The organism is Nocardioides alkalitolerans DSM 16699 (assembly GCF_000426525.1).
GTDB classification, from domain to species: domain Bacteria; phylum Actinomycetota; class Actinomycetes; order Propionibacteriales; family Nocardioidaceae; genus Nocardioides; species Nocardioides alkalitolerans.
The window spans coordinates 228500-255456 of sequence record NZ_AUFN01000010.1 but is presented as its reverse complement, the minus strand read 5'-3'; the positions used below and the strand labels follow the sequence as shown (position 1 = coordinate 255456).

20 protein-coding genes are annotated in these 26957 nt (G+C 74.6%); 3 read left to right on the top strand and 17 right to left on the bottom strand.

Going from position 1 to position 26957, the window contains the following annotated elements:
* Nucleotides 1-28: 28 nt before the first annotated feature.
* The 6 genes from K329_RS29235 to K329_RS0101830 all read right to left on the bottom strand — a co-directional run bounded on the left by K329_RS29235 (nucleotide 29) and on the right by K329_RS0101830 (nucleotide 10014).
* Complete coding sequence (locus tag K329_RS29235; protein WP_052336253.1) at nucleotides 29-3271, bottom strand: response regulator; 3243 nt, start codon at nucleotides 3269-3271, stop codon at nucleotides 29-31.
* Nucleotides 3272-3324: 53 nt separating this feature from the next.
* Entirely contained in the window at nucleotides 3325-4683 is a 1359-nt protein-coding gene (locus tag K329_RS23970; RefSeq protein ID WP_052336457.1) for an acyltransferase family protein, read from the bottom strand.
* 81 nt (nucleotides 4684-4764) lie between these two features.
* Nucleotides 4765-6621: an IucA/IucC family protein gene (locus K329_RS0101845; RefSeq protein ID WP_028471722.1), complete on the bottom strand. Its 1857-nt coding sequence runs from the start codon at nucleotides 6619-6621 to the stop codon at nucleotides 4765-4767.
* Nucleotides 6618-7181: a GNAT family N-acetyltransferase gene (locus K329_RS0101840; RefSeq protein ID WP_028471721.1), complete on the bottom strand. Its 564-nt coding sequence runs from the start codon at nucleotides 7179-7181 to the stop codon at nucleotides 6618-6620. The genes K329_RS0101845 and K329_RS0101840 overlap by 4 nt, the downstream gene beginning before the upstream one ends.
* Nucleotides 7178-8512 (bottom strand): lysine N(6)-hydroxylase/L-ornithine N(5)-oxygenase family protein, encoded by a 1335-nt coding sequence (locus K329_RS23965; RefSeq protein WP_043641874.1) that lies wholly within the window; start codon nucleotides 8510-8512, stop codon nucleotides 7178-7180. The genes K329_RS0101840 and K329_RS23965 overlap by 4 nt, the downstream gene beginning before the upstream one ends.
* A complete protein-coding gene (locus K329_RS0101830) occupies nucleotides 8509-10014 on the bottom strand; it encodes a pyridoxal phosphate-dependent decarboxylase family protein (RefSeq protein ID WP_169721559.1) in 1506 nt (501 codons plus the stop codon). Before K329_RS0101830 ends, K329_RS23965 begins: the two co-directional genes overlap by 4 nt.
* Nucleotides 10015-10282: 268 nt before the next feature.
* Between K329_RS0101830 and K329_RS0101825 the strand changes: the two genes are divergently transcribed.
* Nucleotides 10283-10801: a DUF3145 domain-containing protein gene (locus tag K329_RS0101825; RefSeq protein ID WP_043641872.1), complete on the top strand. Its 519-nt coding sequence runs from the start codon at nucleotides 10283-10285 to the stop codon at nucleotides 10799-10801.
* 211 nt (nucleotides 10802-11012) lie between these two features.
* Here the strand turns inward: K329_RS0101825 and K329_RS0101820 are convergent, their stop codons facing one another.
* The 6 genes from K329_RS0101820 to K329_RS0101795 form a co-directional block, all read right to left on the bottom strand.
* Nucleotides 11013-12422 carry a carboxyl transferase domain-containing protein gene (locus tag K329_RS0101820; RefSeq protein WP_043642190.1) on the bottom strand — a complete coding sequence of 470 codons (1410 nt, stop codon included), beginning with the start codon at nucleotides 12420-12422 and terminating at the stop codon, nucleotides 11013-11015.
* Nucleotides 12423-12490: 68 nt separating this feature from the next.
* Complete coding sequence (locus tag K329_RS0101815; protein WP_211225710.1) at nucleotides 12491-13738, bottom strand: beta-ketoacyl-[acyl-carrier-protein] synthase family protein; 1248 nt, start codon at nucleotides 13736-13738, stop codon at nucleotides 12491-12493.
* 68 nt (nucleotides 13739-13806) lie between these two features.
* Complete coding sequence (locus K329_RS0101810) at nucleotides 13807-14049, bottom strand: acyl carrier protein (protein WP_028471716.1); 243 nt, start codon at nucleotides 14047-14049, stop codon at nucleotides 13807-13809.
* Nucleotides 14050-14126: 77 nt separating this feature from the next.
* Nucleotides 14127-15143 carry a beta-ketoacyl-ACP synthase III gene (locus K329_RS0101805; protein ID WP_028471715.1) on the bottom strand — a complete coding sequence of 339 codons (1017 nt, stop codon included), beginning with the start codon at nucleotides 15141-15143 and terminating at the stop codon, nucleotides 14127-14129.
* On the bottom strand, nucleotides 15143-16327 hold the full coding sequence (locus K329_RS0101800) for an acyltransferase domain-containing protein (protein WP_028471714.1): 1185 nt from the start codon (nucleotides 16325-16327) through the stop codon (nucleotides 15143-15145). Before K329_RS0101800 ends, K329_RS0101805 begins: the two co-directional genes overlap by 1 nt.
* 92 nt (nucleotides 16328-16419) lie before the next feature.
* Nucleotides 16420-17664: a PucR family transcriptional regulator gene (locus K329_RS0101795; RefSeq protein WP_245596406.1), complete on the bottom strand. Its 1245-nt coding sequence runs from the start codon at nucleotides 17662-17664 to the stop codon at nucleotides 16420-16422.
* 130 nt (nucleotides 17665-17794) lie between these two features.
* On the opposite strand from K329_RS0101795, the gene K329_RS23960 reads away from it, so the two are divergent.
* Together K329_RS23960 and K329_RS0101785 are read left to right on the top strand one after the other, a co-directional pair.
* A complete protein-coding gene (locus K329_RS23960; protein ID WP_084540919.1) occupies nucleotides 17795-18838 on the top strand; it encodes an alpha/beta fold hydrolase in 1044 nt (347 codons plus the stop codon).
* A 114-nt stretch (nucleotides 18839-18952) separates the two neighbouring features.
* Nucleotides 18953-19762, top strand: a complete 810-nt coding sequence (locus K329_RS0101785) for a hypothetical protein (protein ID WP_028471712.1) — start codon at nucleotides 18953-18955, stop codon at nucleotides 19760-19762.
* A gap of 28 nt (nucleotides 19763-19790) precedes the next feature.
* On the opposite strand, the gene K329_RS23955 is transcribed toward K329_RS0101785, so the two are convergent.
* The 5 genes from K329_RS23955 to K329_RS0101765 form a co-directional block, all read right to left on the bottom strand.
* Nucleotides 19791-20372: an RNA polymerase sigma factor gene (locus K329_RS23955; protein ID WP_211225709.1), complete on the bottom strand. Its 582-nt coding sequence runs from the start codon at nucleotides 20370-20372 to the stop codon at nucleotides 19791-19793.
* Nucleotides 20373-20446: 74 nt separating this feature from the next.
* Nucleotides 20447-23029: an Hsp70 family protein gene (locus K329_RS31850; protein WP_043641869.1), complete on the bottom strand. Its 2583-nt coding sequence runs from the start codon at nucleotides 23027-23029 to the stop codon at nucleotides 20447-20449.
* A gap of 42 nt (nucleotides 23030-23071) precedes the next feature.
* The gene (locus tag K329_RS23945; protein WP_052336252.1) at nucleotides 23072-24538 is read right to left on the bottom strand and encodes a dynamin family protein; all 1467 of its coding nucleotides are present in this window, start codon (nucleotides 24536-24538) and stop codon (nucleotides 23072-23074) included.
* Nucleotides 24535-25029: a hypothetical protein gene (locus K329_RS0101770; protein ID WP_028471711.1), complete on the bottom strand. Its 495-nt coding sequence runs from the start codon at nucleotides 25027-25029 to the stop codon at nucleotides 24535-24537. Before K329_RS0101770 ends, K329_RS23945 begins: the two co-directional genes overlap by 4 nt.
* Nucleotides 25026-26924: a dynamin family protein gene (locus K329_RS0101765; RefSeq protein ID WP_028471710.1), complete on the bottom strand. Its 1899-nt coding sequence runs from the start codon at nucleotides 26922-26924 to the stop codon at nucleotides 25026-25028. Before K329_RS0101765 ends, K329_RS0101770 begins: the two co-directional genes overlap by 4 nt.
* Between the last annotated feature and the right edge of the window lie 33 nt (nucleotides 26925-26957).

Here is a 26957-nt window from a genome sequence, read left to right as displayed (position 1 = left end):
CCCCGAAGGGTGGCTTCGCGCCACGGCGTCAGGCTGCCGGCGGTTCCCAGCCGGGCGGGAGCGAGCGATACCACTCCTGGTGGGCGAGCAGCGCCTCCTGGGCGTCGGTGACCGTGGCCTCGAGCCGCAGCACGAGGTCGGCGGCGCCGGCGGTCGAGCCGGTGCGGCCGAGGGCCTCCAGCTGGGCCGAGATCTCTCCGACGGTCGGCAGGCCGATGTTGAGCGCCGTGCCTTTCACGCTGTGGGCCTCGGCCGAGAGCTGGTCGGCGTCGCTCGCCGCGACGGCGGCGGCGATGCGCTCCAGCGCGCCGGGGGAGCGGTCGACGAACCCGTCGATCACCCGGTCGAGGTAGGCGTTGTCGTCGGGCGACAGCTCGCGCAGCATCTCGAGGCGGTCCATGTCGAGGTGGCTGCTCGTCGTGCCCGGCGCACCGGACAGCGAGGCCTCCACCGGTCGGCCGGTCACGTCGTCACCCATGTCGTCGTCACCCGTCCAGCGTGCCAGAGCATCCGCAAGGGTGGCCGGGGCGACCGGCTTGGTGATGAAGTCGTCCATGCCCGCGGCGAGGCACCGCTCCCGCTCGCCGCTCACCGCGGCGGCCGTCATGGCCAGCACGGGCAGGCGCGGGGCGCCGGTGAGGCGCTCGCGCTCCCTCAGCGCGCGGGTCGCGGCGTACCCGTCGAGCCGCGGCATCTGCAGGTCCATCAGCACCGCGTCGTACGCCGTCACCGCGGTCAGGTCGAGCGCCTCCTGCCCGTCGTCGGCGGTGTCGACGACGTACCCCAGCGAGACCAGCAGCCCGCGGGCCACGATCTGGTTGACGGGGTTGTCCTCGACCACGAGCACGCGCTTCGTGCCCTGCACCTGGTCGGTGGGCTCGCTGCGGGCGATCTCCTCGCCGGTGAGCACGCGCAGCAGGGTGTCGCGCAGCTGCGGCGCCTGGACGGGCTTCGTCAGCGCCTCCACGATCCCGAGCGACCGCAGCCGGGTCTCGTCGGGCGCGTACGACGAGCTGAGCAGCACCAGGGGCACCCGCGAGAGCCGGCCGTCGGCGCGCACGGCCGAGGCGAACGCGAGCCCGTCCTGCACCGGCATGGAGAGGTCGAGCAGCACCACGTCGTACGGCCTGCCCGACGCGGCGGCGGCCACCATGGCGTCCCATCCGGCCGCGGCGTCCGCCACTCCCGTCGACGTCGCGTGCCACCAGTTGAGCTGCTCGCCGAGGATCAGCCGGTTCTGGGCGTTGTCGTCGACGACCAGCACGCGAGCCCCGCCGAGCAGCTCGCGCGTACGGCGCAGGCGCGCGTCGAAGCGGCTGCCCGTCGGTCGTCTGAGCCGCACCGTGAACCAGAAGGTGCTGCCCCCGCCGATCTCGCTGTCGACGCCGATCTCACCGCCGGACGCCTCCACGATCTCGGCCGAGATGGCCAGCCCGAGCCCGGTGCCGCCGAAGCGTCGCGTGGTCGAGGCGTCGGCCTGGGCGAACGGGCTGAAGATCTGGCGGCGGTGCTCGTCGGGGATGCCGATGCCGGTGTCGCGCACCTCGACCCGCAGGAGCACGTCACCGTCACCGACGGGCTCGGCCGTCGCCCGGATGCCCACCGAGCCGGTCGAGGTGAACTTGACCGCGTTCGAGCCGAGGTTGGTGAGCACCTGCTGGAGCCGCGTCGGGTCGCCGCCCAGCACCTCCGGCACGTCGGGGTGGCAGGAGACCTGGAGGTCGAGCCCCTTGGCGCGGGCGCTCTCGGCGAGCACCCCGGCGACCTGCTCGAAGACGTCGCGGACCTCGAAGTCGACCGTCTCGATCTCGAGCTGACCGGCCTCGATCTTGGAGAAGTCGAGGATGTCGTTGATGACCGAGAGCAGGGCCCGGCCCGAGACGGCGATGCCCGAGGAGAGGTGGCGCTGCTGGTCGTCGAGCGCCGTGCGGTCGAGCAGCTCGTTGAGGCCGATGATGCCGTTCAGCGGCGTCCGGATCTCGTGGCTCATGGTGGCGAGGAAGTCGGACTTGTGCTGCGAGGCCTCCAGCGCGCGGTCGCGGGCGTCGGCCAGGTGGCGCGCCGACTGCTCGCGCTCGGCCACCTGGGCGAGCTGGCCGGCGGCCTGCTCGACGAGGCCCTGGATCATGTCGTGGCGGTAGAGGGGCGGCTGCGACGTGATGGTGACGACCGCGACCACCTCGTCCCGCAGGACGATCGGGGTGGCGATCGTGAGGCGGTGCTCCGGGTCCCAGACGGACGCCCGTGCGCGGAAGCTGGCGCGGGCCGCCTCCAGCTCGCGCAGCGCGACGTCGGGTCGCTCCAGGTCGGCCTGCCGGTCCTCCTCGCTGTAGTAACGAGCCGCGACGTCGCCGTCGCCGGAGGGGTAGAAGGCGCGGCCGCGCTCCCAGTCGTCGTGCAGCACGACCATGGCCTGGGCGTGCACGAGCACCTCGTCGAGCGTCGTGGCCTGGTTGGCGGCGGTGGCGATCGCCTGCATCAGGGAGTTCTGCGTGACGAGGTCCTGCAGCTGGTCGTCGGTGTCGCGCGCCCGGGTGATGTCCTGGTGGGTGCCGGACACGCAGACCACGGCGCCGGAGTCGTCGTACGTCGCCCGCGCGCGCATCCGCACCCACATCCAGCCCTGGTCGCCGAGCTGGCGCAGGTCGAGCGAGACGTCGGACTCCGCACCCGTGGTGACGGCCACGATGGCGCGGCGCAACCGGTCGAGGTCCTCCGGGTGGGTGATCGACGCGAGGCGGTCGAGGTCGAGGGAGAGCAGGTCGTCGGTGCGGGCCCCGAAGAGCTCGCGCAGGCCGTCGGAGAGCGAGGTGGTGCGGTCGACGAGGTCCCAGGTCCAGCTGCCGAGGCGGGCGATCTGCTCCGCCTGCATGAGCTGCTCACGGCTGCGGGTCGCCTCGTCCAGGAGACGCTTGTTCTCGCTGTTCTCGGTCAGCCGGAGGATGAGGCCGGCCATCCGGTCGCCCTCCATGAGCGGGGCCTGCTTGAGGCGCACCCAGACCGACGCACCGTCAGGGCGCACGAGCATCGAGTCCAGCTCGCCCTCCTCGAGGTCGCCCTCCGAGGCGCGGGCCAGGAACCCCTCGGCCTGGTCGGCTCCGGTGGCGTCGAGAAATTCACCGACGTGCCGGCCGTGCAGGTCGGCGGGCTCCAGGTCGAACAGGGCGGCCGTAGCCGCGTTCGCGAACCTGATCGTGCCGTCGAGATCGAGAACCACGATCCCGTCGGTGAACGACCGCACGACCTGCCGGTACAGGTCCCCATTCTCCACGTGCCCTCCTCGCCGCTGAGCCTAGCGACTCGCGACCCCGGGGGCGGACTTTCTCAGACCTCGGGGTCGTGGGCGGGAGGGCGCCGGTGCCAGGCCCGGGGGAGCGGCAGGCGGCTCACCCCGAACGCGACGCTGGCGAGCACCGGGATCCACGGGAGCCAGGCGTTGACCTCGCCCGACCGCTCGGCGATGCCGAGGTCGGCCATCACCCCGAGCGCGGCGCAGGTGACGAGCATCGCGAGCACCGGGAGGACCGCTGGCGGCGCCGGTCGGTCGTCGCGCGCGGGCTGCTCGAAGCGGCCCAGGAGCACGACGAGCAGGGCGGTCACGGCGGCGAGCGTCCCGAACCACAGCGGGCGGGTGAGCCACCACGTGGTGGTGTCAGGTGCGACGCCCAGGCCGAACCCGCCGAGCGCGAGCGAGAGCGCGACGACGAGGCCCAGCGCGGTGAGGTGCCAGAGGTAGATCGTCATGATGCGGGCGTTGACGAAGATGGTGGCCATCCAGACGCGGCGTCGCGCGACCACCCGCGCGAGGAACGGCTCGGCGGCCATCACGAGCCCCGCCTGGAGCACGCCGAGCGCGAGGAGCGTGACGCGGGCGGGGTAGGAGTTGTCGACGCCGTACCCCTTCACGCCGACCATGCTCACGCCGTACGGACCGAGGCCCACCAGCAGGAGCAGGCCCACCAGCCCGGCCGCGGCGAGCAGCAGCCGGCGTCCCCGGCCCCGCAGGGCGCCGTCGCGCCACGCGTAGCCGAGCTGGTGCACCGTGCCCCAGACGAGCAGGTAGTTGAGGAACCCCACGAGCAGGAGGTCCTGGCTGATGCTGACGAGGTCGACGAGCCCGGCCAGGGCGGCACCGCCGACGATCGACCACCACCCCCAGCGTTCCCACAGCACGAGGGTCGCCGGCGCGAGCGCGACGACGAGCACGTAGACGGCGAGGAACCACGTCGGGACGAGCGAGGCCATGCTCGCGATCCGGAGCGTCGCACCGTCGACGCCGAGCGCGCTCGCGGCGGGGGCGACGACCGCCCAGAACAGCATCAGCGGCAGCAGGGGCAGGGTGAGGCGGCGCAACCGGGCGCGCAGCCACCCGCCGTACGACGTGCCCCGGCGCCGGGCGCCGCGCCACGAGATCGCGTTCGCGTAGCCGCCGACCAGGAAGAAGACCGGCATCACCTGCAGCACCCAGGTCAGCGGGTGGGTCCAGGTGGCGATGCCGAGGAGGTCGCCGCGGCGCAGGGCGCCGGCGTCGTCGACGTACACGGCCGCCATCAGCCAGTGGCCGAGGCAGACGACGAGGATGGCCGCGCCGCGCAGCAGGTCGACGACCCGGTTGCGGTCCTCGGGGGTGGCGTCGGCGAGCGCGGCGAGGGAGGTGGGCGCGGACGGGGCTGCGGTGGGCATGACGACCACCCTTCCCCGCCCGCGACCCCCGGTCGTGAGTACCGGTACCCGGCCGGCCTGGTGGGCCGGGCCCCGGTCGCCTCAGGCGACCCCGGTGCGGCGGTGCGCCGCCAGCGGGTTCGGCAGCGGGTCGCCGAGCTGGAAGGCGCTGCTCGGGTCGGCCAGGTCGACCATCTGCTGGTTGTCGCGCAGCTGGAGGCGGTTCATGCACATCCGGTCGAAGGTGTCGGCGAACAGGTCGTGCACCTCGAACTGCCCGGCGAGCTCGGGGTGCGCGTCCTGGTAGGCGTGCACCGAGGCCGCGGCCTCGGCCCAGAACTCGTCGGCCGGCAGGGTGCCGGCGTCGTCGAGGGCCGCCGCCAGGAACCGCAGGTAGCAGTCGACGACGTCGGAGGCGAGCGCGAGCACCCGCTGCTCGACCGGCACGTCGCCGGCCGCGATCCGCCGCACCTCGGGGGGCAGGTCGTCGCCGTCGGCGAAGAGCCCGACCTCCTCGCCGATGTCCTTCATCACCGCCCTCACGGGCACGTGGTCGCGCAGCACGAGGATGAGGTTCTCGCCGTGCGGCATGAACACGAGGCCGTGCGCGTAGAAGCAGTGCAGCACCGGGTGCAGGTAGGCCCGCAGGTACGTCGCGAGCCACGCCCGCGGCGCCAGCCCCGACCGCTCGACCAGCTCGGCGGCCAGCGAGCGGCCGTCGGCGTCGACGTGCAGCAGGCCGGCCATGGTCATGAGCCGCTCGTCGCCCCCGACCCGGTCGACCGGGCTCTCGCGCCACAGCGCCGACAGCATCTTCTGGTAGGCCGACGGCCCGTGCTGGTCGTGCAGCGGGTGGCGGTAGCCGACGGCGGCCACCTCCCGCAGCACGGAGAAGCCGAGCTCGCCGAGCACCGGGTCGGTGCGGACGAGGTCGTCGACCCAGGCGTTGATCGCCGGCGTCACGGCCATGTAGGCCGGGGACAGGCCCCGCATGAACCCCATGTTGAGCACCGACAGCGACGTCTTGACGTAGTGCCGGTCGGGCCGGTCGACGTCGAAGAACGTGCGCAGCGACTGCTGGGGCTGGAACGCGTCGCGGCCGGTGCCGAGGTGCACGATCTCCTCGCTCGCGAGCTGCGGCGCGAACGTGATCGCCACCTTGTTGCGCCACTGCCACGGGTGGCAGGGCACGAGCAGGTAGTCGGCCGGGTCGAGGCCCCGCTCGCGGAGCACCGCGTCGTACGACGCCAGCTCGTCCGCGTCGAGCTGGTCGGCCAGCATCGTGCGCTGGTCCTCCAGGCCGTCGACGCCGGCGTACACGGCGTGCTCCGCCCGCACGGCCAGCCACTCGAGCCGCACCCGCTGCCCCGTCTCCGGGGCGTAGGCCAGGTAGTCGTCGATGCCGTAGCCGATGCGGCCGTTGTTGGCGAGGAAGCAGGGGTGGCCCTCCGACATCGCGGCCTCGAGGGTCTGGAAGTCGGCGTCGGCGAGCGCGGCGCTGGTGGGGGCGTCGGGCCTCAGCTTCCAGGCCCGACCGCCGAGGGTGGAGGCGATCTCCTCGAGGTACGTCGGGAGCACCGCCTCGCCCAGCCCGATCCGCTCCCGGACGTCGAGCGCGAGCTGCTGGGCGTCGACCCGGTCGGCCCGGGGGTCGGCGGAGCCGGCGACCACGCGCCGTACCGACCCTGGGTCGACCTGCCAGTGGTCGAGCGGCAGCCGTCGGGCCCGGAACTCCCAGGTGACGGACGCGTCGTCGCCGACGACGCGCCAGCCGCCGTCGTGCGGCTCGGGGCGCAGCAGGCACTCGTGCGCCAGCTCGCCCAGCATCTTGGCGGCCTGGGCGCGTTGGGCGACCGCCATCCGCTCGGGGGTGAGGTGGGCGGTGAGGGCCGGGGGAGCAGGGGGGACGGGGGAGGCGGGGGTGGTGCTCGCGGGCGGGCGGACGGTCGTGGACGTCATCGGGTCCTCCTGGCGAAGTCGTCGCGGGTGCAGAAGCTGAGCAGGGCGCGCTTGTCGGAGAGCTCCACCTCGCGCTCGACGGTGAAGCCCATCGCGGCGTTGAGCGCGTGGACGGCGCCGTTGCGGGCGTCGGGCTCGACGACGACCCGCCGGACCTCCGGGTCGGCGAAGCACTCGGTGAGCACGGCCTCGATGACGGCGCGCGTGAAGCCGTGCACCGGGGCGTCGGTCGGCGCGACCAGGAAGTGCATGCCGCAGTCGCCGGGCCGGAGCGTCGTGTGCTGGGCCAGCTCGTGGTGGGCGGGGTCGTAGAGCTCGGCCAGGAAGGCCGGCTCGCCGTCGTGCAGCCCGAGGCGGGCCTCGTGGTGCGGGGAGGCGGCGATCTCGGCGTACGCCGCACGCACGTCGTCGACCGTCGCGTCCTGCATGCCCCAGAAGCGCGCCCGCTCGGTCGTCACCCACCGGTGCAGCAGGGGAGCGTCGGCGTCGGGGTCGAGCGGGCGCGTCGTGAGCCGGCCGACGGTCGCCGGCGTGGCCGCCGGGCGGGTCGGGGCGCTCATCGCCGGGCCCCCGTCCGCTCGGGCGCGGCGGTGGCCGACGCGTCGTCGGGCACCCCGAACTGCTGGAACATCGTGCGGCGCTCCACCGGGTAGGGCTCGTGACCGAGCACCCGGGCCAGGATCACGGCGTTGCGCCAGGCGCCCATGCCGAGGTCCGGGGCGACGAAGCCGTGCGTGGGCAGCTCGGCGTTCTGGACGAAGATCGAGCCGCCCTCGTGGTCGATCGCGAAGTCCGGCGAGGCGAGCGGGCGGCCCGCGTCGTCCCACCGCACCCGGTCGGCGACCGGGGTGAGGAAGCCCGGCACCTTCGCGCGGTAGCCGGTCGCGGCCACCACCGCCCCCGTGGTGAGCCCGTAGACCTCGTCGGCCTCGGTGTGGTGGACCGTGAGGTGGTGCCGCTCCCCGTCGTACGCCGCGGCCGTCACCTCGGACGCGGTCAGCAGCTGCGGTGGGGTCGCGTCGGTGAGGCTGCGGCGGTAGAGCTGCTCGTGGATCTGGTCGACGAGGTCGCCGCTGATGCCCTTGTAGAGGCCCGCCTGCGACGCCAGCAGCCGCTCGCGACGCTGCGGCGGCAGCGACTGGAAGTGGCGGGTGTACTCCGGCGACGTCAGCTCGAGGGTCAGCTTCGTGTACTCCAGCGGGAAGAACCGCGGCGAGCGGGTCACCCACCGCAGCCGGGTGGTCGGCGCGGCCGCGGCGAGCAGGTCGCTGAAGACTTCGGCGGCGCTCTGCCCGGAGCCGACGACGGTGACGTCGTCGTGGCGCAGCAGCTCGTCGCGGGCCTCGAGGAACCGGGCGCTGTGCCACACCGGACCGCCGGACGCCCCGAGGTCGCGCAGGGCCTCCGGCAGGTACGGCGCCGTGCCGACCCCCAGCACGAGCCGGCGGCCGTGGTGCACGTGCTGCTCGCCCGTCGTCGGGTCGGCGCTGTGGACGGCGTACGCCGCCAGCTCGTCGTCCCAGTGCACCGAGGTCACGGCACGGTCGAAGGTGACGGACCGCAGCCGGTCGACCGCCCAGCGGCAGTAGTCGTCGTACTCGCGGCGCATCGGGTAGAAGGACTCGCGCACGTAGAAGGCGTAGAGCCGCCCGACGTCCTTGAGGTAGGCCAGGAACGAGTACGGCGACGTGGGGTCGGCCATGGTCACCAGGTCGGCGAGGAAGGGCACCTGGAGCGTGGCGTCGTCGAGCATCATCCCGGGGTGCCAGCGGAACTCGCTGCGGGCCTCGAGGAAGACGGCGTCGAGGTCGGGCAGCGGCTCGGCCAGGCAGGCGAGCCCGAGGTTGAACGGGCCGAGCCCGACGCCGACGAGGTCGTGGACGTGCGTCATGCCGCGCCCCCCGTCCGCGTCAGCTCGTCGGCCAGCGCCGCCCGGGCGTGACCGCGCACGAGGTCGAGCACCTGCTGCACGTCGGCGACGGTCGTCGCGGGGTTGAGCAGGGTGAGCTTCAGCCACGCCCGGCCCTCGTAGCGGGTGCGGGCCACGGCGCCCAGGCCGGTGGCGTAGAGGCGCTGGCGGGCGGCCTCGTTGACGGTGTCGAGCACGTCGTCGTCGACCCCGTGCTCGGAGAAGCGGAACAGCACGGTGCTGAGGTCGCCGTGGCCGACGACGCGGAAGTCCGGGTCGGCCACGAGGTCGGCCCGCACCTCGGCGGCGAGGTCGACGACGGCGTCGAGCAGGTCGCCGATGCGGTCCGGGCCGAGGGTGCGCAGGGTCGTCCAGAGCTTGAGGGCGTCGAACCGGCGCGTGGTCTGCAGGCTCTTGTCGACCTGGTTGGGGATCTCCTCGACCACGTCGGCGACGGGGTTGAGGTAGGCCGCATGGTGGGTCACGTGGCGCAGGGCGCGCCGGTCGGCGACGAGCACGGCGCTGCACGCCACCGGCTGGAAGAAGGTCTTGTGGAAGTCGACGGTGACCGAGTCCGCGCGCTCGACGCCGGTGAGCAGGTGGCGACGCCGGCGGGAGGTCACGAGACCGCCGCCGTACGCCGCGTCGACGTGCAGCCAGACGCCGTGGCGGCGGCAGGCCCGGGCGACGGAGGCGAGGGGGTCGACGGCGCCGAGGTCCGTCGTGCCCGCCGTCGCCACCACCGCGGCGACGTGGAGGCCGTCGGCGGCCAGCGAGGTGAGCACCCGGTCGAGGTCGTCGACGTCGAGCCGGCCGAGGTCGTCGACGGCGGTCTCGACCACGGCGTCCTCGCCGAGGCCCAGCACCATGGCGGCCTTGCGGCTGCTGAAGTGCGCGTTGCCGGAGGTGACGATGCGCAGCCGGTGGAGGTCCGCGCCGGCGGCGAGCGCCTCGCCGCGGGCCAGCAGCAGCGCCTGGAGGTTCGACTGGGTGCCGCCGGTCGTGAAGATGCCGTCGGCCCCGTCCGGGAGGCCGAGGCGCTCCGCGGTCCAGGCGACGAGCCGGCGCTCGAGGTGGGTCGCCGGGCCGCTCTGGTCCCAGGTGTCGAGGGAGGAGTTCACGGCCGTGGCGATGACGTCGCCGACGACCGCCGCCACGGCGACCGGGCAGTTGAGGTGGGCCTGGTAACCGGGGTGGTGGAACCACACGGCGTGGTCGAGGTAGAGCCGACGGACCTCGTCGAGCACGTCGGCCGGGCTGTCGAGCGGCTGGTCGAGGTCGACGCCGGCGAGCAGCGCCTCGGCCTCGGCGGGCGCGATGCCCGAGAACGGCTGGCGGACGCGGTCGAAGGCCTCGACCAGCACGTCACGCGCCAGGTCGAGCTGCTCCGCCAGCGCGTCGGTCGAGCTGCGGTCGAGCAGGGCGGGGGTGCTCGTGCCGGTGGGGCGGAGCGGTGGGGCGACGGGGACGGGTGCCGAGAACACGCATGCCTCCTGGTCGGGGGATGGATAAGGCAAGGCTCACCTAACAGCACCGCCCCAAATCGGGCCACCGTGAGTGGTGTTCCCCACGTCGTCGGTCGGTCCGCCGGCGTGTCGCCACGCCGTTCTCCGTCCGGACACTGGTCTCATGGGCTCTCGTGGGTCATGATGTCCAGCACAACCACATTGCTGTGATTCGACGACCTCGGATGACATCCCGATCGAGACCGCTGGGGAAGGCGTTGCTCGACGCCGGGATGAAGGAGGTCAGATGACCACGCACGCATCACACCGTTCCGCCACGCGAGGGGTCCTCTTCGTGCACTCGGCGCCCTCCGCGCTGTGCCCGCACGTGGAGTGGGCCGTCGGTGGTGTCCTCGGCGTGCCCGTGAGTCTCGACTGGACGCCGCAGCCGGCGCAGGCCGGGACCTACCGGGCCGAGCTGTCGTGGACCGGTGACGTCGGCGCGGCCGCCCAGGTCGTCTCCGCCCTGCGGAGCTGGGAGCAGCTGCGGTTCGAGATCACCGAGGAGCCGGCGAGCGGGGCCGAGGGCAGCCGCTTCTCCTCCACGCCCGACCTGGGCGTCTTCCACGCCGTCACCGGCCTGCACGGCGACATCCTGATCCCCGAGGACCGGCTCAAGGCCGCCGTCCTCAAGGCGGCGCTGGGCGAGACCGAGATCCTCGTCGAGATCGACAAGCTGCTCGGCAAGCCGTGGGACGACGAGCTGGAGACCTTTCGGCACGCCGGCGAGGGCGCACCCGTCCGCTGGCTCCACCAGGTCGTCTGACCCCCTCCACCCCTGAGACCGCCCGTCGGGCCCCGGCCGTGTGCCGGGGCCCGACGGCGACCAACCGCGACGGCAGCCGGGCGCGAGCACGCCCGTACGTCGTCGCGTCCACCCCCGGCGGTCGGTCCTGGCTCGGACCACCGCGCACGACGAGGCCCCGTCGACCTGCAGGTCGACGGGGCCTCGTGCTGTGCGGGTGGTGCGGGGGCCGTCAGAGCGGGATGTTGCCGTGGGCCCCGCGCCGTACGCCCGCCGTCTGGATCTCGGCGTCGATCGCGGCCGCGAGGGCCGTGCGGGTGCGGCTCGGCTCGACGATCTCGTCGACGACGCCGATCTCCACGGCCTTCTCCACGCCGCCGGCGATGCGCTCGTGCTCGGCGGCGAGCTCGGCCTCGACCTGGTCGCGCAGGTCGGGCGGCACCTCGGCGAGGCGACGACGGTGCAGCACGCGGATGGCGGCGACCGCCCCCATGACGGCGACCTCGGCGCCCGGCCAGGCCATCACCTTCGTGGCGCCCAGCGAGCGCGAGTTCATGGCGATGTAGGCGCCGCCGTACGTCTTGCGGGTGACGAGCGTGACCCGGGGGACCACGCACTCCGCGAACGCGTGCAGCAGCTTCGCGCCGCGTCGGACGACGCCGTCCCACTCCTGGCCGACGCCGGGCAGGTAGCCCGGCACGTCGACGACGACGACGAGGGGCACGCCGAACGCGTCGCAGAGCCGCACGAAGCGGGACGCCTTCTCCGCCGAGAGCGAGTCGAGGCAGCCGCCGAGGCGCAGCGGGTTGTTGGCGACGACGCCCACGGTGCGGCCGCCGAGGCGACCCAGCGCGGTCACGACGTTCGGCGCCCAGCGCGGGTGCAGCTCGAGCGCGGTGCCCTCGTCGAGGATGCCCTCGACGAGCGGGTGCACGTCGTACGCCCGCTTGCGGTTCTCGGGGAGCAGGTCGGCGAGGTCGACGTCCTCGACCTGGTCCGTCAGCAGGCTGCCCTGGCTGCCGAGGAGGGTGGCGGTGTCGCGGGCGTGCTGGAGCGCGGCCTCCTCGGTGTCGGCGAGCAGGTGGACGACACCAGAGCGGCGGCCGTGGGGCTCCGGGCCGCCGAGGCGCAGCATGTCGACGTCCTCGCCCGTCACCGAGCGGACGACGTCGGGACCGGTGACGAAGATGCGTCCCTCCGGGCCGAGCACGACGACGTCGGTGAGGGCGGGCCCGTACGCCGCTCCGCCCGCGGCCGGGCCGAGCACGACGGAGATCTGCGGGATCCGGCCCGACGCCTGGGTCATGATCGCGAAGATCCGGCCCACGGCGTGCAGCGACGCGACGCCCTCGGCGAGGCGTGCGCCGCCGGAGTGCCAGAGGCCGATGATCGGCGCGCCGTCGGTGAGCGCGCGCTGGTAGGCGGTCATGACGACCTGGCAGCCGTCCTCGCCCATGGCGCCGCCCATGACGGTGGCGTCGGAGCAGAACGCGACGACGGGGGTGCCGTCGACGGTGCCGATCGCGGCGAGCATGCCGGACTCGTCGTCAGGCGTCAGCAGCTCGAGCGAGCCGTCGTCGAGGAGCGCCGTCAGCCGGTGGACCGGGTTGCGGGGGTCCTCGGCGCGCGGCAGCTTCACCATGACGGAGCGCGGCACGGAGCCGGCCGGCGGGTGGACGGGGGTCGCGGCGGAGTCGGCGGTCTGGGTCATCACACGCTCCGGAAGGCGATGGCGACGTTGTGACCGCCGAAGCCGAACGAGTTGTTGAGCGCGGCGAGGTCGCCGGCCGGGAGGTCGCGGTTCTTGTCGGCCAGGTCGAGGCCGACGTCCTCCGGGTCGTCCAGGTTGATCGTGCCCGGGACGACGCGGTGGTGCAGCGCGAGGATCGTGGCGATCGACTCCAGCGCGCCGGCGGCGCCGAGGAGGTGACCGGTCATCGACTTCGTCGAGGTGACGACGGCGCCGTCCGCGTGGTCGCCGAGGGCGTTGCGGATCGCGAGCGCCTCCGCCACGTCGCCCTGCGGGGTCGAGGTGGCGTGGGCGTTGATGTGGACGACGTCGGCGGCCGAGAGGTCGCCCTCCACGAGCGCCCGCTTCATGGCGCGGGTCGCGCCCGCGCCGGCCGGGTCGGGCTGCGCGATGTCGTGGGCGTCGGCCGTGATGGCGGCCCCCGCGACCTCGGCGTACACCCGCGCACCGCGGGCGGCGGCGTGCTCCGCCGACTCGAGCACGAGCGCGCCCGCGCCCTCGCCGAGCACGAACCCGTCGCGGCCCTTGTCCCACGGACGCGAGGCGGCGGTCGGGTCGTCGTTGCGCTTCGAGAGCGCCATCATCTGGCCGAACGCGGCCATCGGCAGCACGTGGACGGCGGCCTCGGTGCCGCCGACCACGACGACGTCGGCGCGGCCGAGGCGGATGAGGTCGACGCCGAGGGCGATCGACTCGTTGCCCGAGGCGCAGGCCGAGACGGGCGTGTGCACGCCCGCCTTCGCCCGGATCAGCAGGCCCACCGCGGCGGCGGGGCCGTTGGGCATGAGCATCGGGATCGACAGCGGCGAGACGCGCCGCGGGCCCGACTTCAGCAGGGTGTCGTAGTTGGAGAGCAGCGTGGTGACGCCGCCGATGCCCGAGGCCATGGCGACCGCCAGGCGCTCGGGGTCGACGTCGACCTCGCCGGCGGGGCCCTCGAAGCCCGCGTCGGCCCAGGCCTCCTGCGCGGCGACGACCGCGAACTGGCCGGACCGGTCGAGGCGCCGGGCCTTCACGCGGTCGAGGACCTCGGAGGGCTCGACGGCCACGCGGGCGCCGATGCGCGCGCCGAGGCTCTCCGCCCACTCCTCCTCCAGGAGGCGGACACCCGACCGCCCCTCGATCAATGCGTCCCAGGTGCTGGCGACGTCACCACCCACGGGGGAGGTGGCGCCCAGGCCGGTGACGACGACTCGAGTGCTGGTCATGGACATCCTTCGCTTTCGGGGGGTGGGGCGGAGAGCTGGACCGGTGACGCTGCGTCAGTGACGCAGGGTCACAGGGCCTTCTCGATGAAGCTGACGGCGTCGCCGACGGTCTTGAGGTTCTTGACCTCGTCGTCGGGGATGGTCACGCCGAACTTCTCCTCGGCGGCCACGACGACCTCGACCATGGACAGCGAGTCGACGTCGAGGTCGTCCACGAAGGACTTGTCGAGCTGGACGTCGGCCTCCGGGATCCCCGCGACCTCGTTGACGATGGCGGCGAGGTCGGTGCGGATCTCTTCGGTGCTGGGCATGGATGGTTCCTCTCGGTTGGGTGGAGCTGGTGGGTTCTGGTGCGGTGGCCGCGCGGCTGCGCGGTGGGTGGTGCTGGTCAGGGGAGGACGACGACCTGGGCGGCGTAGGCCAGGCCCGCGCCGAACGCGATCATCAGGGCCACGTCGCCGGAGGCCGCCTCGCCCTCGGCGAGCATCCGCTCGAGCGCCAGGGGCACCGACGCGGCCGAGGTGTTGCCCTGCTCGGCGATGTCGCGGGCGATGCGCACGTGCTCGGGCAGCTTCATCGAGCGCGCCATCGCGTTCGTGATGCGCATGTTGGCCTGGTGGGGGATGAAGACGTCGAGCTCGTCGGCCTTGACGCCGGCGCGGTCGAGCGCCTGCTGTGCCGTCTTCGCCATGGTGAACGACGCCCACCGGAAGACGGCCGAGCCCTGCATCGTCATGAAGGGGTACGTCGGGTCGTCGTCGGCGAGCACGTCGGTCCACGACTTGTCCTGGCGGATGAGGTCGTACTGCTCGCCGTCCGAGCCCCATACGACGGGCCCGATCGCGGGCGTCTCGGACGGCCCCACGACGACCGCGCCGGCGCCGTCGCCGAAGATGAACGCCGTGCCGCGGTCGGTGCGATCGGTCATCGTGCTGAGCTTGTCGACGCCGACGACGAGCACGTGGCGGGCCGAGCCCGCGCGCACCATGTCGTTGGCCAGCGCGAGCGCGTGGCAGAAGCCCGCGCAGGCGGCCGCGATGTCGAACGCGGCGGCCTGCTCGGTGCCGAGCTCGTGTGCGATCGCGGAGGCCGCCGACGGCAGGTTCAGCATGTGGCTGACGGTGGCGACGACGACGCAGTCGACCTGGCGCGCGTCGATGCCGGCGTGGGCGAGAGCGGCGCGCGAGGCCTCGACCGACATCATCTCGACGGTCTCGTCGTCGGCGGCCCAGCGGCGGTTGCGGATGCCCGAGCGCTGCTGGATCCACTCGTCGCTGGAGTCGATCGCGTCGACGACCTCGCTGTTGGGCACGATCCGGCGCGGGCGGTAGGCGCCGACGCCGAGGATCCGGGCGTACGACGTGCCCTCGGCGACCTGGAGGGTGCGCGACCCGTCGAGCGGCATCAGGCGGCGCCCTGCGGGTGGAGGCGGAGCAGCGGCTGGCCGGGGGAGACAAGGTCGCCGTCCTCGACGAGCCACTCGACGACGTGACCACCGTGGGCCGCCGTGACGACCGTGCGGTCGCGGAGGCTGACGATCGAGCCGATGGGCGCCTGCGGGGCGAGGAGCTCGCTCTCGGCGGCGGCCGCGTCGCGCTCGAAGGTGCCCTTGGCGGGGGAGACCACCATGCGCCAGGTCGGCGTGGTCGTGATGAGCGAGCCCTCGCCGTGCTTCGCGCAGAACGCGCGGGCGTCGTCGAGCTGGTCCGGGGTGTTGAGCGCGAACGTCTCGACGCCCTTCATCGCCCGCTTGGCGATGCCGGTGAGCGTGCCGGCGGGCGGCATCTCGATGACCCCGGTGACGCCGAGGTCGAGCATCGTCTCCATGCAGAGGTCCCAGCGCACCGGCCGGGCGATCTGGCCCACGAGGCGGCGCAGCACGTCGCGGCCGTCGTGGACCACCTGCCCGTCGCGGTTCGAGATCAGCGGGGTGCGCGGGTCGTGCGTCGACACCGCGGCGGCGAGCCGCGAGAGGTGGTCGACGGCCGGGGCCATGTGCTCGGTGTGGAACGCGCCGGCGACGCTGAGGGGGATCAGCCGGGCCCGCGTGGGCGGGGCGGCGGCGAGGGCCGCGAGCTGCTCCATCGTGCCGGCGGCGACGACCTGGCCGGGGCCGTTGTCGTTCGCGGCGGTCAGGCCGTGCTGGGCGATCGCGGCGAGGACCTCGTCGCGCTGGCCGCCGACGACGGCGGTCATGCCGGTGGGCGTGACGGCAGCGGCCTTGGCCATCGCCTTGCCGCGCTCGCGCACCAGCACCATCGCCTGCTCGGCCGTCATCACCCGGGCGCCGGCGGCGGCGCCGAGCTCGCCCACGCTGTGGCCGGCGACGGCGCCGACCTGCTCGAAGGCGTCGGTCGGGTGGGGGAAGAGCTCGAGGGCGGCCACGAGGCCGGCGGCGACCAGGAGCGGCTGCGCGACCTGGGTGTCACGGATGGTCTCGGCGTCGGCCTCCGTGCCGTAGTGGACGAGGTCCATGTCGGCAACGCTGGAGAGCCAGGCGAAACGGGTGGCGAAGGTCGGGTCCTCCAGCCAGGGGCGGAGGAAACCGGGGGTCTGGGAGCCTTGTCCAGGCGCGAGGACGACGAGCACGGCACCACTCTGCCTTGTGGCCTTCCCACCACTCGCGTCGACGTCGCACGAAGTTGAGGGGGGTTCCTTTGTGGAGACCCTCCAATTCCCGGTTACTGCTCGGTTGCGTCCGTGCCCTGCTGGCGTCCGACGGTGAGCGCGATCTGCAGGGTGAAGGCGTCCCGGGGGTCGCTGGGCGAGCACCCGGTGAGCTCGGCGACCTGGGCGAGGCGGTAGCGGACGGTGTTCGGGTGCACGAAGAGCGTCCGTGCGGTCGCCTCGATCGAGGACCTCTGGGCGAAGAACGTGGTGAGGGTGCCGCCGAGGGCGGAGCGGTGCTCAGCCAGGGGGCGTGAGACCCGGTCGAGGAGGTGGTCGACGGCCGCGCGCTCCCCGGCCAGGATGCGTTCGGGCAGCAGGTCGAGCGCGTGCACCGGTCGCGGCGCCTCGAGCCACGCGCGGGCCACGTCGTACGCCGCGAGGGCCTCCCGTGCCGACGTGTACGCCGACGCGAGGTCGTCGGCCCGGGGCCCCACGACGACGGGGCCGGGCCCGAGCTGGTCGGCGATCGCGGCGGCCGCGTCGCGCTCGGAATCGACACCGCCCAGCACCACGACGAGGCGGTCGCCCTGGATCGCGCAGAGCACCTCCCGCACCACGGTGAGCGCGCCGCGTCGTACGGCGCCGAAGAGATCCGTCTCCGTGCGCTCCGCGGGGACGCCCCCGATGACCACGCACACGCCCAGACCGGGCTGCCAGCCCAGCGCGCTGGCCCGCGAGAGCACCCCGTCGTCGGCCTCGCCGCGCACGACGGTGTCGACGATGAGGGCCTCGAGGCGCGCGTCCCACGCCCCGCGCGCCTCGGCCGCCCGGGCGTAGACCCGGGCCGTCGCGAAGGCGAGCTCGCGGCCGTAGCGCAGGATCGCCGCGTGCACCGCGGCGCTGTCGTCGGCCTCGAGCACCTGGTCGAGCTGCTCCTCGACCACGTCGATGCCCAGCCGCACGAGGTCGACCGTCTGCTGGAGCGTGATGACCCCGGCGAGGGCGCGGGGGGCGGCACCGAAGACGGCCGTGGCCAGCGTCGTGTCCTTGGGCTCCTCCTCGCCGCCGGTGCGCCACCAGTCGACGAAGCTGCGGATGCCGGCCTGGATGATCAGGCCCACCCACGACCGGTCCTCGGCCTTGAGCTCCCGGAACCAGGCGACGTCGGACTCCATCCGCCCCGTCGCCGCCGTGCTGAGGCTGCCCATCGCCCGCTGCAGCACGTCGGCCGTGCGCACCCGCTGCTGCAGGTCGATCCGGTGGCCGGGCGCCACCGCGACGGGCCGGCGGGGGCGCGGGTCGGGGGAGGTGGCCACGGGGTCGACCCTATGCCCGGCCCGTCCCGTCCCGCTCCGGTCACGCTTCGGCGGCGGATCGGTGGACCCCGCGGGCGTCGGGGGCCCGGTCTGCTTCAATCGGGAGGTCGTCCCCGACCGAGGAGCAGGCATGAGCGCAGGACCCGAGGTGCGCCCCGAGGTGCGGTTCGTCGAGGTGCACGGGCACCGACGCGCCTACGCGATCGCGGGCTCGGGTCCGGTCCTCCTGCTGCTGCACGGCCTCGGCTGCGACCACCGCACCTGGCGACCGGTCCACCTGCGCCTGGCCGAGAAGTACACGGTCATCGCGCCCGACCTGCTCGGGCACGGGCTCTCCGACAAGCCCCGCGCCGACTACAGCGTCGGCGGCTACGCGAACGGCATGCGCGACCTGCTCACCATCCTGGGGATCGACAAGGTCACCGTCGTCGGCCACAGCTTCGGCGGCGGGGTGGCGATGCAGTTCGCCTACCAGTTCCCCGAGCGCACGGAGCGGATGGTGCTCGTGGGCAGCGGCGGCCTCGGGCCCGAGGTCACGCCGTTCATCCGGGCCATCACGACCCCCGGCTACCACCGCCTCATGGGCGTGCTGACCCTGCCCGGCGTGCGGCACGTCGGCATGGCGGGGCTGCACGGGCTCGGGCGGCTGCCGAGCAAGTACACGCGCGACCTCCCCGAGGTCGCCCGCATCTACGACTCCTTCAAGGACCCGCGGGCGCGGGCGGCGATCCGGCACGTGGTGCGCGGCGTCGTCGACTGGCGGGGTCAGGTGGTCACGATGTCCGACCGCGCCTACCTCACCGAGGTGCTGCCGATGTGCGTGGTCTGGGGCCGCGACGACCAGGTGATCCCCGCGACCCACGCGCTCAACGCCGCCGCGCTCGCGCCGGGGGCGCGCATCGAGCTCATCGCGGACTCCGGGCACTTCCCGCACCGCGACCACCCGGAGCGCTTCGCCGAGATCCTCGACGACTTCGTAGGCAGCACGAAGCCGGCGACCTACAGCCGGGCCCGGTGGCGCCGCTACCTCGTCGACGGCCCCTCGCTCCCGGTCGCCCAGGCCGCGGCCGGCGAGCCGCCCGTCGCGCCCGTCACGCCGGCGGAGCCCGCTCGGGCCCGCGCCTCGGCGGTCCGGGGGCTCCGCCTCGTCGGCGGCGCCCGCAGCTCGGCCTGAGCCCGTCCGGAAGTTTTCTCCCGACCTCCGGAACATCTGCACCCTCCGCGCCCTCCAAGTCCACGAGAGCAGCACCGACACCCGGCCCGCTGGGCCCGACGCGAGGAGACGCAGATGACGCAGCAGGAGTTCGACATGGACGGCGACGGCATCGTCGACACCATCACGGTCGACGTGGACGGCGACGGGCTGGTCGACACGGTCGCCTACGACACCGACGGTGACGGCTACACGGACGTCGCGGAGACCGACGTGGACGGCGACGGCTACGTCGACGTCGTCGAGACCGACGTGGACGGCGACGGCTACACCGACGTCGTGGAGACCGACACCGACGGCGACGGCCTGGCCGACGTGGTCGAGACCGACCTGGACGGCGACGGCTACGTCGACGTCGTCGAGGTCGACACGGACGGTGACGGCATCCTGGACGAGGTCACGAGCCTCGACGGCTCCTACCCGAGCGACACGCCCGCCGCCCCGCCCGTGGTACCCGACAGCGGGTACGACGACGGCTACAGCGACGGGTACGACGACGGGTACGACGGCGGCTACTCCGACGCCGGCACCTCCGCGGCCCCCACCGAGTCGCTCGACCTGGACGGCGACGGCGTCACCGACGCGATCGCGAGCGACCTCGACGGCGACGGCGTGATCGACACGCTCGACGTCGACACGGACGGCGACGGCTACGTCGACTCCTACGTCATGGACACCAACGCCGACGGCGTGCCCGACGAGGTGGGCGTCGACACCGACGGCGACGGCGTCACGGACGTCATCGCCTACGACGCCGACGGCGACGGCGTGATCGACACGGTCGAGGACCTCGGCACGACGGACTCCTACGACAGCTGGGACAGCAGCTCGGAGGACGCCGCGCCCGAGGCGGGCTGCGACGCCGACGGGTCCCACGACCTCTGAGCCACCCGGCACGACCCCCGGGACGGGGTCAGTCGGCGAGAGCCGCCTGGAGCTGCGCGCGAGCGCGGTTCAGGCGGCTCTTGACCGTCTGCACCCCGACGCCCTGCTGCGCGGCGATCTCGTCGTAGGTGAGGTCGGCGATCTCGCGCAGCACGACCGCCTCGCGGAACTGCTCCGGCAGGGCGGCGAGCGCGCGCCGTACGCGGTCGGTGTCGCCCACCTGGTCGGCGTGGTCGCGGCGCGGGTCCAGCTGGTCGGACTCGCCGAGGTCGAACGGGTCGACCACGCGCTCGCGCCGGCGCCGCACCACGGCGAGCGCGGCGTTCGAGGCGATCCGGTAGAGCCAGGTGTCGAAGCGGGCATCGCCTCGGAAGCCGGCGAGGTGCAGCCAGGCGGCGGTCAGGGCGTCCTGGAGGGCGTCCTCGGCGTCGTGACGGTCGCCGGTCACGCGCAGGCAGACCGACCAGAGCCGCTGGCGGCGGGCCGCGACGAGGGCCTCGAAGGCGTCGGCGTCGCCCTGCTGCGCGCGCCGGACCAGGGCGGACTCGGCCAGCGCCGTTCCCCCGTCGAGGTCGACCGACCCCGCAGCTCCCTGCGTCCCCTCGAGCACGCGTGCAGTGTGCCACGTCGTCACGGGCGGTGGCAGGGCCTCGACCGACGGTGCCCCCGGGAGGGACGGCTCGCTCAGAGACCGAGCCAGGGACGCCCGAAGGACCGCGCCAGGTCGACGCCCAGCCCCGCGTCCGTCGACGTGAGCTCGAGCTGGAGACCCCAGTGCACCGGCGCCGTGCCGACCTCGCCGGTGAGAGCGACCAGCACCCGGGCGCTCGCCTCGCCCCCCGTGCCACCGCCGACGCCACCGCCCAGCGGTGGTCGCGCCGCGACGGACTGGACGAGGTCGGGCGTGAGCACGACCGGCGCCCGCTGGAGCCGGGTGGGCCCCGTGGGCAGCAGCAGGGCGTACGCCGTCAGCTCGAGGTCCCCGGCTCCCTGGCCGCCGCGGTGCCGGCCGCCCGGGAAGAGGTGCAGCGCGAGGTCGACGCGGTCCCCGCCGAGCGTGACGGCGGTGACCGGCGGGCGCTGCTCCGGCAGCCGGGGGTCGCGACTGGCCTCGAGCCGGGACGCGAACCCCTCGCCGTCGGTGAAGCACCCGCGGGCGGCGAGCACCCCGATCACGGCCGCCTGCAGCGGGGTCAGCGGCGTCGGCCGGACGAACCCCGCCGACGGGGCGACGTACGGCGCCACGGTCACCGAGACGCCCGCGCGACCGTGCGTGATCCACCCGGGCACGGGCCCGACGCCGCTCAACCGCCACGTCGGGTCGTGGCGCGCACGGCTGCGCTCGTCGGGGCCGAGCGTCGGCCAGCGCTCGACCAGGGCGTGGGCCCAGACCGGACCGCCGCGCTGCTGGCCGCGGAACTCCTGCTGCCACCGCGGGTCGCGCGTGGCGCGGCCCCACGCCGGGGCGTCCCCGAAGAAGGTCCGGGCCGGCAGGGCCGCCGTCTCCGGGTCGTCGGGTGCGGTGAACGACCGCGCCCGGCCGTCGGGGGTGGGCGCCGTCAGCAGCGACGGGTGGCGGGCCACCTGGTCGGCGAGGCCCGGCACCGAGAGCAGCGCGACCAGCACGGGCGGCTCCTCGAGCGCCGCCAGCAGACCGGGCGTGGCCCGCGCCGCGGCGGCGAGCCCCGGGTGGGCGACCAGCAGCTGCTGACGCACCAGGCCACGACCCGCCGGGCCGTCGGCGGCCGTGCCGCCGGGCGACGAGTACGGCGGGGGGACCGCGGGCCGGCGCGCCGGCGGACCCGCGGGTCGGCCGACGGGCGGGAGGCCGGGAGGCCCCGACGGCCGCCGCACCGGCGGAGGCCCCTGCGGGCGACCGGCCGCAGGGGCGGGACGGTAGGGCGGCGGGATCGGTGGCGGCGGGGGCGGTCCACCGGGCCGGCGGACCGCGGCGTACGGCGGGGGGACGCGCGGCGGGGCGGGCGACCGACCCGGGGCCACCGCCGGCCGCGGCAGGCCGACCGGCGCCGCGGCGGGCGACGGGGGGAGCGGAAGGGGCGCGGTGTCGAGCCTCCGCGAGGGGTCGGGCGGCGGCAGCTGACTCTTCGTGAGCCGCGAGCGCGGGTCGGGCACCGCCTGCAGCCCGCGCAGCGTGATGATGCGGCTCACGTCGGCGTCGGCGCGCTGGACGACGACCACGTCGGTGGCGGTGTGGGCGCCGTACGCGACCACCAGGTGGGGCTCGGCCAGGTGGGCCGGGCGCCCGGCGAGCAGCTCGGTCGCCATCCGGTGGATCCAGCGCAGCCGCGAGGAGCCGCCGGTGAGGTAGAGGGCGTGCAGGCCGTCCGGCTCGACGCCGGCGGCCTCGAGGCTGCGCTCGAGCAGGGCGCGGGCGCGCTGCATCTCGCCGGCGATGACCTGGTTGAACTCGTTGATCGTGACGGTCACGGCTGCCTGCCGGTCGCCGAGGGCGACGTCGACGTCGGCGTACTCCCAGTCGGCCAGCGCGTGCTTGGCGGCCTGGACCGAGGCGTAGAGCGCGTGCAGCGACCCGAGGTGGGCGCGCTCGCCCAGGGCGTCGTCGAGCTCGCCGAGGCCCTGCTGACGCAGCTGGGCGCGGACCCAGAGCGCGAAGACGTGGTCGACGGTGGAGCCGCCGAGGTCGTCGAGACCCGCGTGGGCGGTGATCTCGAGCGGGGTGCCGCTGCCGGCGCGGTGGCGCAGGACCGCGACGTCGCAGGTGCCGCCGCCGAAGTCGAGCACGGCCACGTGGGCGTCGTCGGGGAGGTCGGCGCCGTCGGCGAACCAGGAGACGGCGGCGATGGGCTCGGAGACCAGCTCGACGGGCAGGTCGGAGCCGGTCCGTCGCCACGCGGCGCGCAGCGCCTCGCGCCGGGGGCGCGCCCAGGTCTGCGGGTGGGTGAGCACGACCTTGTCGGGACGCGACCCGCCCGCCTCGCGGACGGCGGCGCGGGTGGCGTGGGCCAGGGTCTGCGCGACGAGGTCGACCACCTCCACCTCGGTGTCGCCGAGCAGCAGCGTGTCCTGGCCCAGCAGCAGCTTGGGCGAGGAGACGAAGTGCTCGGGAGCGGCGTGCCGGCCGGCGACGGCCTCGGCGCCCACCCGGATGCCGGCACTGGTCAGGAGCGCGGCCGACGGCAGCAGCCCGCCCGGCCCGAGGGGCACGGCGCGGGGGCGGTCAGTCCCGGTGCGGACCGCGGCGGTGGTGTTGGTGGTTCCGTAGTCGATGGACAGCGTCCAGCCCATACGGCCCCTCCTCCCCGTCCCGGCGTGCGTGACCGGCGTGCGTCACCGGCGCGATCCTGCCACGTGGCGGGCGAGCAGCTGGTAGGAGCGTGCCAGCACCCGGGCGGCCTCGACCTCGGTCGGCACGACGGTGCGGGCGGCCTCCCCGACGGCGTACGCCGACGCGCGGCGCAGCATCGTGGCCGCGTCGGCGTCCGTGCCGCCTGCGGCGCCCGCCTCCCGCGCCACGGCCTCGGGGGCGTCGACCACGGCCTCGAGGCGGGGGAGCAGGGACGAGTCCGGGGCGTGGGCCGCCAGGAGCCGGAGCGCGCGCAGCTCCCGCAGCGGGTGCAGGTCCGGGTCCAGGTGGGCGGCCTCGAGCCGGGCCCGGGCCTCCTCGGGCTCGGGGAGCAGGTGCAGGAGCGTGGAGAGCACCGAGAGCGCCCGGATCGCCTTGATGAGGTGGGCGCGGGGGAGCAGCTGCTCCCGCACCGCCGCGTCGACCGCGTCGACCCCGGAGGTCGACGACAACCAGGCCCGCAGCGAGGCCGCGCCCCCGGCAGCGACCTCCCGGCCGGCGACCACGCCGTACGGGCCGAGGGCGTCCCACAGCGCCGCCATCTCGCTCTCGCCGACGCCGTCGGGCGGACCGGTCTGCCGCCAGAGGTGCAGGAGCACCCCGTCGGTGTCGGCGAGGGCGGTGAGGTGACGGGCCATGGTCTCGGTGACGGCGCCCGTGCGCGCCGTCTGGGCGAGCAGGCCCGAGACCGGGACGACGGCGGAGAAGTCGGTCGGGTGCTCGAGCGCGATCCGGTCGGCGACCCCGCGGGCCACGGCGAACGGGTCGCCGCCGCTGAGGTCGCCGCTGCCGAAGAGATCGGCCTGCGTGAGCACGCACAGCGCGTTCACGGCGGTGGCCGCGAGCGTGCCCGAGGCCCGGTGGAAGTCGTGGAGGAAGTCGAAGTCGTCCTGGCGCTCGGCCTCGCGGATCGCGAAGAGCAGGGCGTCGGCGTCGCCCGCGGCCGCCGTCGACGTGCCGTCGCCGAGCAGCGCGCGCCGCGTCGCGGCCTCGTTCTCCGCCGTCAGGGTCGCTAGCCCGGGCGTGTCGATGAGCGTGAGGTCACGCAGGGAGCCCGCCTGCAGGTGCACCACGATCCGGCGCACGTCGCTCGCGGGCACGTCGAGGTCGGCCGGCACGGCGCCGTCCTCGAGGAGCAGCGGGCGGGTCGAGCCGTCGACCATGTGCAGCTCGGCCCGGTCGGGGGAGCCGTAGGTGTACCAGGTGACGACCCGGGTGCACTCGCCCGCGCGCGTGGGGGCCACCCGTCGGCCGACCAGGGCGTTCACGAGCGTCGACTTGCCGGCCTTGACCCGGCCGACGACCGCGAGGCGCAGCGGGGCGTGCAGGGTCTCCCGGACCGCCTCGAACGGCGCACGGGCGTCGGCCGGCAGACCCTGGGCGAGGTCGGTGCAGAGGCGGTCGACCGCGGTGACGACCCGTCGGTCGCCGGCGCGCTCCGTGCCCGTCACCAGCCGCCGTCCTCGGTGGCGAGGTCGTCGGCCGGGGCCTCGGGCTCGGCGTACGGGTCGGTGGCCGCACCCGGGTCGAGGTCACCGAGGTTGCCGAGGTCGCCGAGGTCGATGACGTCGCCCGGGTCGTCGGCCGTGCTCCCGCCCGTGTCCTCGGTCGCGGCGTCGCCGAGCAGGTCGGCGGCACCCGCGAGGTCGGCCAGGTCCCCGGCGTCGTCGAGCGCCGGCACGAGGTCGGCGTAGGCAGACGCGTCGGCCGAGCCGTCGACCGCCTCCGTCACCGCGCGGGTCCAGACGTGGTCGGGCACGTCGTCGAGCAGGTGGTCGGCGAGGTCGCCCAGGTCGCCGGGGTCGCCCAGGTCGCCGGGGTCGGCCGCGGCGAACACGTCGAGCGAGTCGTCGAGGTCGAGCACGTCCTCGACGGCTGCGTCGTCGCCGGTGCCCGCGCCCGTGCTGCTGCTGGTACCGGTGCTGGTCGGGTCGTCGCTCATGGGAGCGCACCTCCTTCTCGTCGGAGTGTCGTCAGCTCGTCGAGCACGTGCTGGTGCTGGGCCACCACGGCGTCGCGGCGGCGTCGTACGTCGCCCCGCGCCCGCTCCTGGTCGGCCACCGAGCGGGCCGCCTGGGCCTCGCTCTGGGTGATGAGGGTGTCGAGCTCGGCGATGCAGGCCTTGAGGTGGTCCTCGAGCGCGACGTACAGCTGCGGTCGGATCTCGCGCACGACGGCCTCGATGCCGGTGCTGAGCTCGCGCCGCATCACGTTGACGTTGTCGTTCAGCAGGGAATTGAGCTGGCCCTGCCCCTCCCGCATGCCGCGGAAGCCGATGTTGAGCGTCACCCAGCCCCCGGCGAGCACGATGCCGATGGGTCCGGCGATGCCGATGAGGGCCGCCACCTGCACGCCCATGAAGGCCGTGGTCGCCAGCGAGGGGTCGAACATCGAGCTGGTGGTGGTGGGCGTGCGCATGCGGATCCGGCTCAGCGCGTCGGCCACGTCGACGGGCACGGCGACCCGTCCGTGGGTCGTGGCCTCCAGGCTGCCGAACGCGTCGGCGACGACCCGCTGGACCCCGACGTCGAGCGCCCGTCGGACCGTGGCGACGAGCACGGCCAGCTCGGCCTCGAGCTCGCCGACGAACTGCTGCTTGCGGGCCTTCGTCATGGCCAGCCGCTGCTTCGAGATGGTGGCCCCGAGGCGGGTGACGATGTCGTCGGCGCCCTGGTTGACCACGTTGACCGCGGCCTGGCGCACACGGCCGAGGTCGCGCTCCAGCTCCAGGCGGGAGGTGCGGAGGTCGTGGCGCAGCTCGGCGAGGCGCTCGCGCTCGCCGACCATGGCGTCGACCACGGCGGGGTCGGCCCGCTCGAGCACGGCCAGCTCGCGCTCCAGCCCCAGCGCGGCCCGCTCGAGGCCGTCGGCGCAGCCCTCGAGGGCGTGCACGACGCGGGCGCGGTCGGCGCCGCCCACGCGCTCGACCAGCACGCGCGCGAGCTCGGGGAGCCCGGAGGCGGCCTCCAGCTTCTCGGCGGTCGCCGTCGGGTAGTCGCGGGCCTGCACGGCGTACGTCGCGGCCACCGGCAGGATCGGTGCGTCGGCGAGGCGGGGGGCGTGCTCGGCGAGCAGGGCCCGGTTCTCCGCCAGCACCTGCTCCCACGTCGTCGGGTTGCGGTCGGTGCGGCTGAGCACGAACACGACGGACGCCGAGCCGGCCGCCACCTCGCGGACGAAGGCGAGCTCCGGTGCGGTGAGCACCTGGCCGCCGTCGGAGACGAAGACCATGACGGAGGCCTGGGCCACCGCGGCCCGGGCCCGGCGGCCGTGCACGGCCCGCAGCCCGCCCACGCCGGGGGTGTCGAGCACGGTCACGCCCGGCAGGAAGCGCGAGGTGACGGCGACGCGGACACCCACGGGCGGGGCGTCGTCGTCGGGTGCGGCGCCGTCGGGGAGCGGCGTGGTGGCCGTGGCGTCGACCGCGAGCCGGGCGAGGGCGTCGGCCAGGGGTGCGTCGCGGTGGGAGCCGTCGGCGTGCTCGACCCGGGCGGTGCCCTCGGGGAGGTCGTCGCTCGGCGGCACGACGGCGATGACGCCGGTGGTGACGACCTCGGCGGCGGTGGGGGAGACGTCGGCGCCGGTGAGCGCGTTGACGAGGGTGCTCTTGCCCCGCTTGACCTCGCCGACCACGACGACCGACGGGGCGGGGGGCGCGGTGCTCACGGGACCCGTGGCCAGGGCGACGTCGTCGTGCAGCCCCAGGCGGCGCAGGAGGCCGACCGAGCTGCCGAGGGCACGCTTCTGGTCGGCGGTCATCCGCACGCGGAGGGGGATCTGGAGCCCGCCGGCCGCCCCTCCCGGGGCGTCACCGGCCTTCGGCCCTCGAGTGGTCACAACCGTTTCGATGCAGCGCGGGCCGCGGATGTT

Excerpts from the sequence above, each read along its gene's own strand:
- K329_RS0101845 (WP_028471722.1), bottom strand. The coding sequence starts at position 6,621 with ATGACGTCCACGACCGTCCGCCCGCCCGCGAGCACCACCCCCGCCTCC.
- K329_RS0101815 (WP_211225710.1), bottom strand. The coding sequence starts at position 13,738 with ATGACCAGCACTCGAGTCGTCGTCACCGGCCTGGGCGCCACCTCCCCC.
- K329_RS0101825 (WP_043641872.1), top strand. The coding sequence starts at position 10,283 with ATGACCACGCACGCATCACACCGTTCCGCCACGCGAGGGGTCCTCTTC.
- K329_RS0101785 (WP_028471712.1), top strand. The coding sequence starts at position 18,953 with ATGACGCAGCAGGAGTTCGACATGGACGGCGACGGCATCGTCGACACC.
- K329_RS0101770 (WP_028471711.1), bottom strand. The coding sequence starts at position 25,029 with ATGAGCGACGACCCGACCAGCACCGGTACCAGCAGCAGCACGGGCGCG.
- K329_RS23970 (WP_052336457.1), bottom strand. The coding sequence starts at position 4,683 with ATGCCCACCGCAGCCCCGTCCGCGCCCACCTCCCTCGCCGCGCTCGCC.
- K329_RS0101840 (WP_028471721.1), bottom strand. The coding sequence starts at position 7,181 with ATGAGCGCCCCGACCCGCCCGGCGGCCACGCCGGCGACCGTCGGCCGG.
- K329_RS31850 (WP_043641869.1), bottom strand. The coding sequence starts at position 23,029 with ATGGGCTGGACGCTGTCCATCGACTACGGAACCACCAACACCACCGCC.
- K329_RS0101820 (WP_043642190.1), bottom strand. The coding sequence starts at position 12,422 with ATGGTGAAGCTGCCGCGCGCCGAGGACCCCCGCAACCCGGTCCACCGG.
- K329_RS0101805 (WP_028471715.1), bottom strand. The coding sequence starts at position 15,143 with ATGCCGCTCGACGGGTCGCGCACCCTCCAGGTCGCCGAGGGCACGTCG.
- K329_RS23960 (WP_084540919.1), top strand. The coding sequence starts at position 17,795 with ATGAGCGCAGGACCCGAGGTGCGCCCCGAGGTGCGGTTCGTCGAGGTG.
- K329_RS0101810 (WP_028471716.1), bottom strand. The coding sequence starts at position 14,049 with ATGCCCAGCACCGAAGAGATCCGCACCGACCTCGCCGCCATCGTCAAC.
- K329_RS23965 (WP_043641874.1), bottom strand. The coding sequence starts at position 8,512 with ATGACGCACGTCCACGACCTCGTCGGCGTCGGGCTCGGCCCGTTCAAC.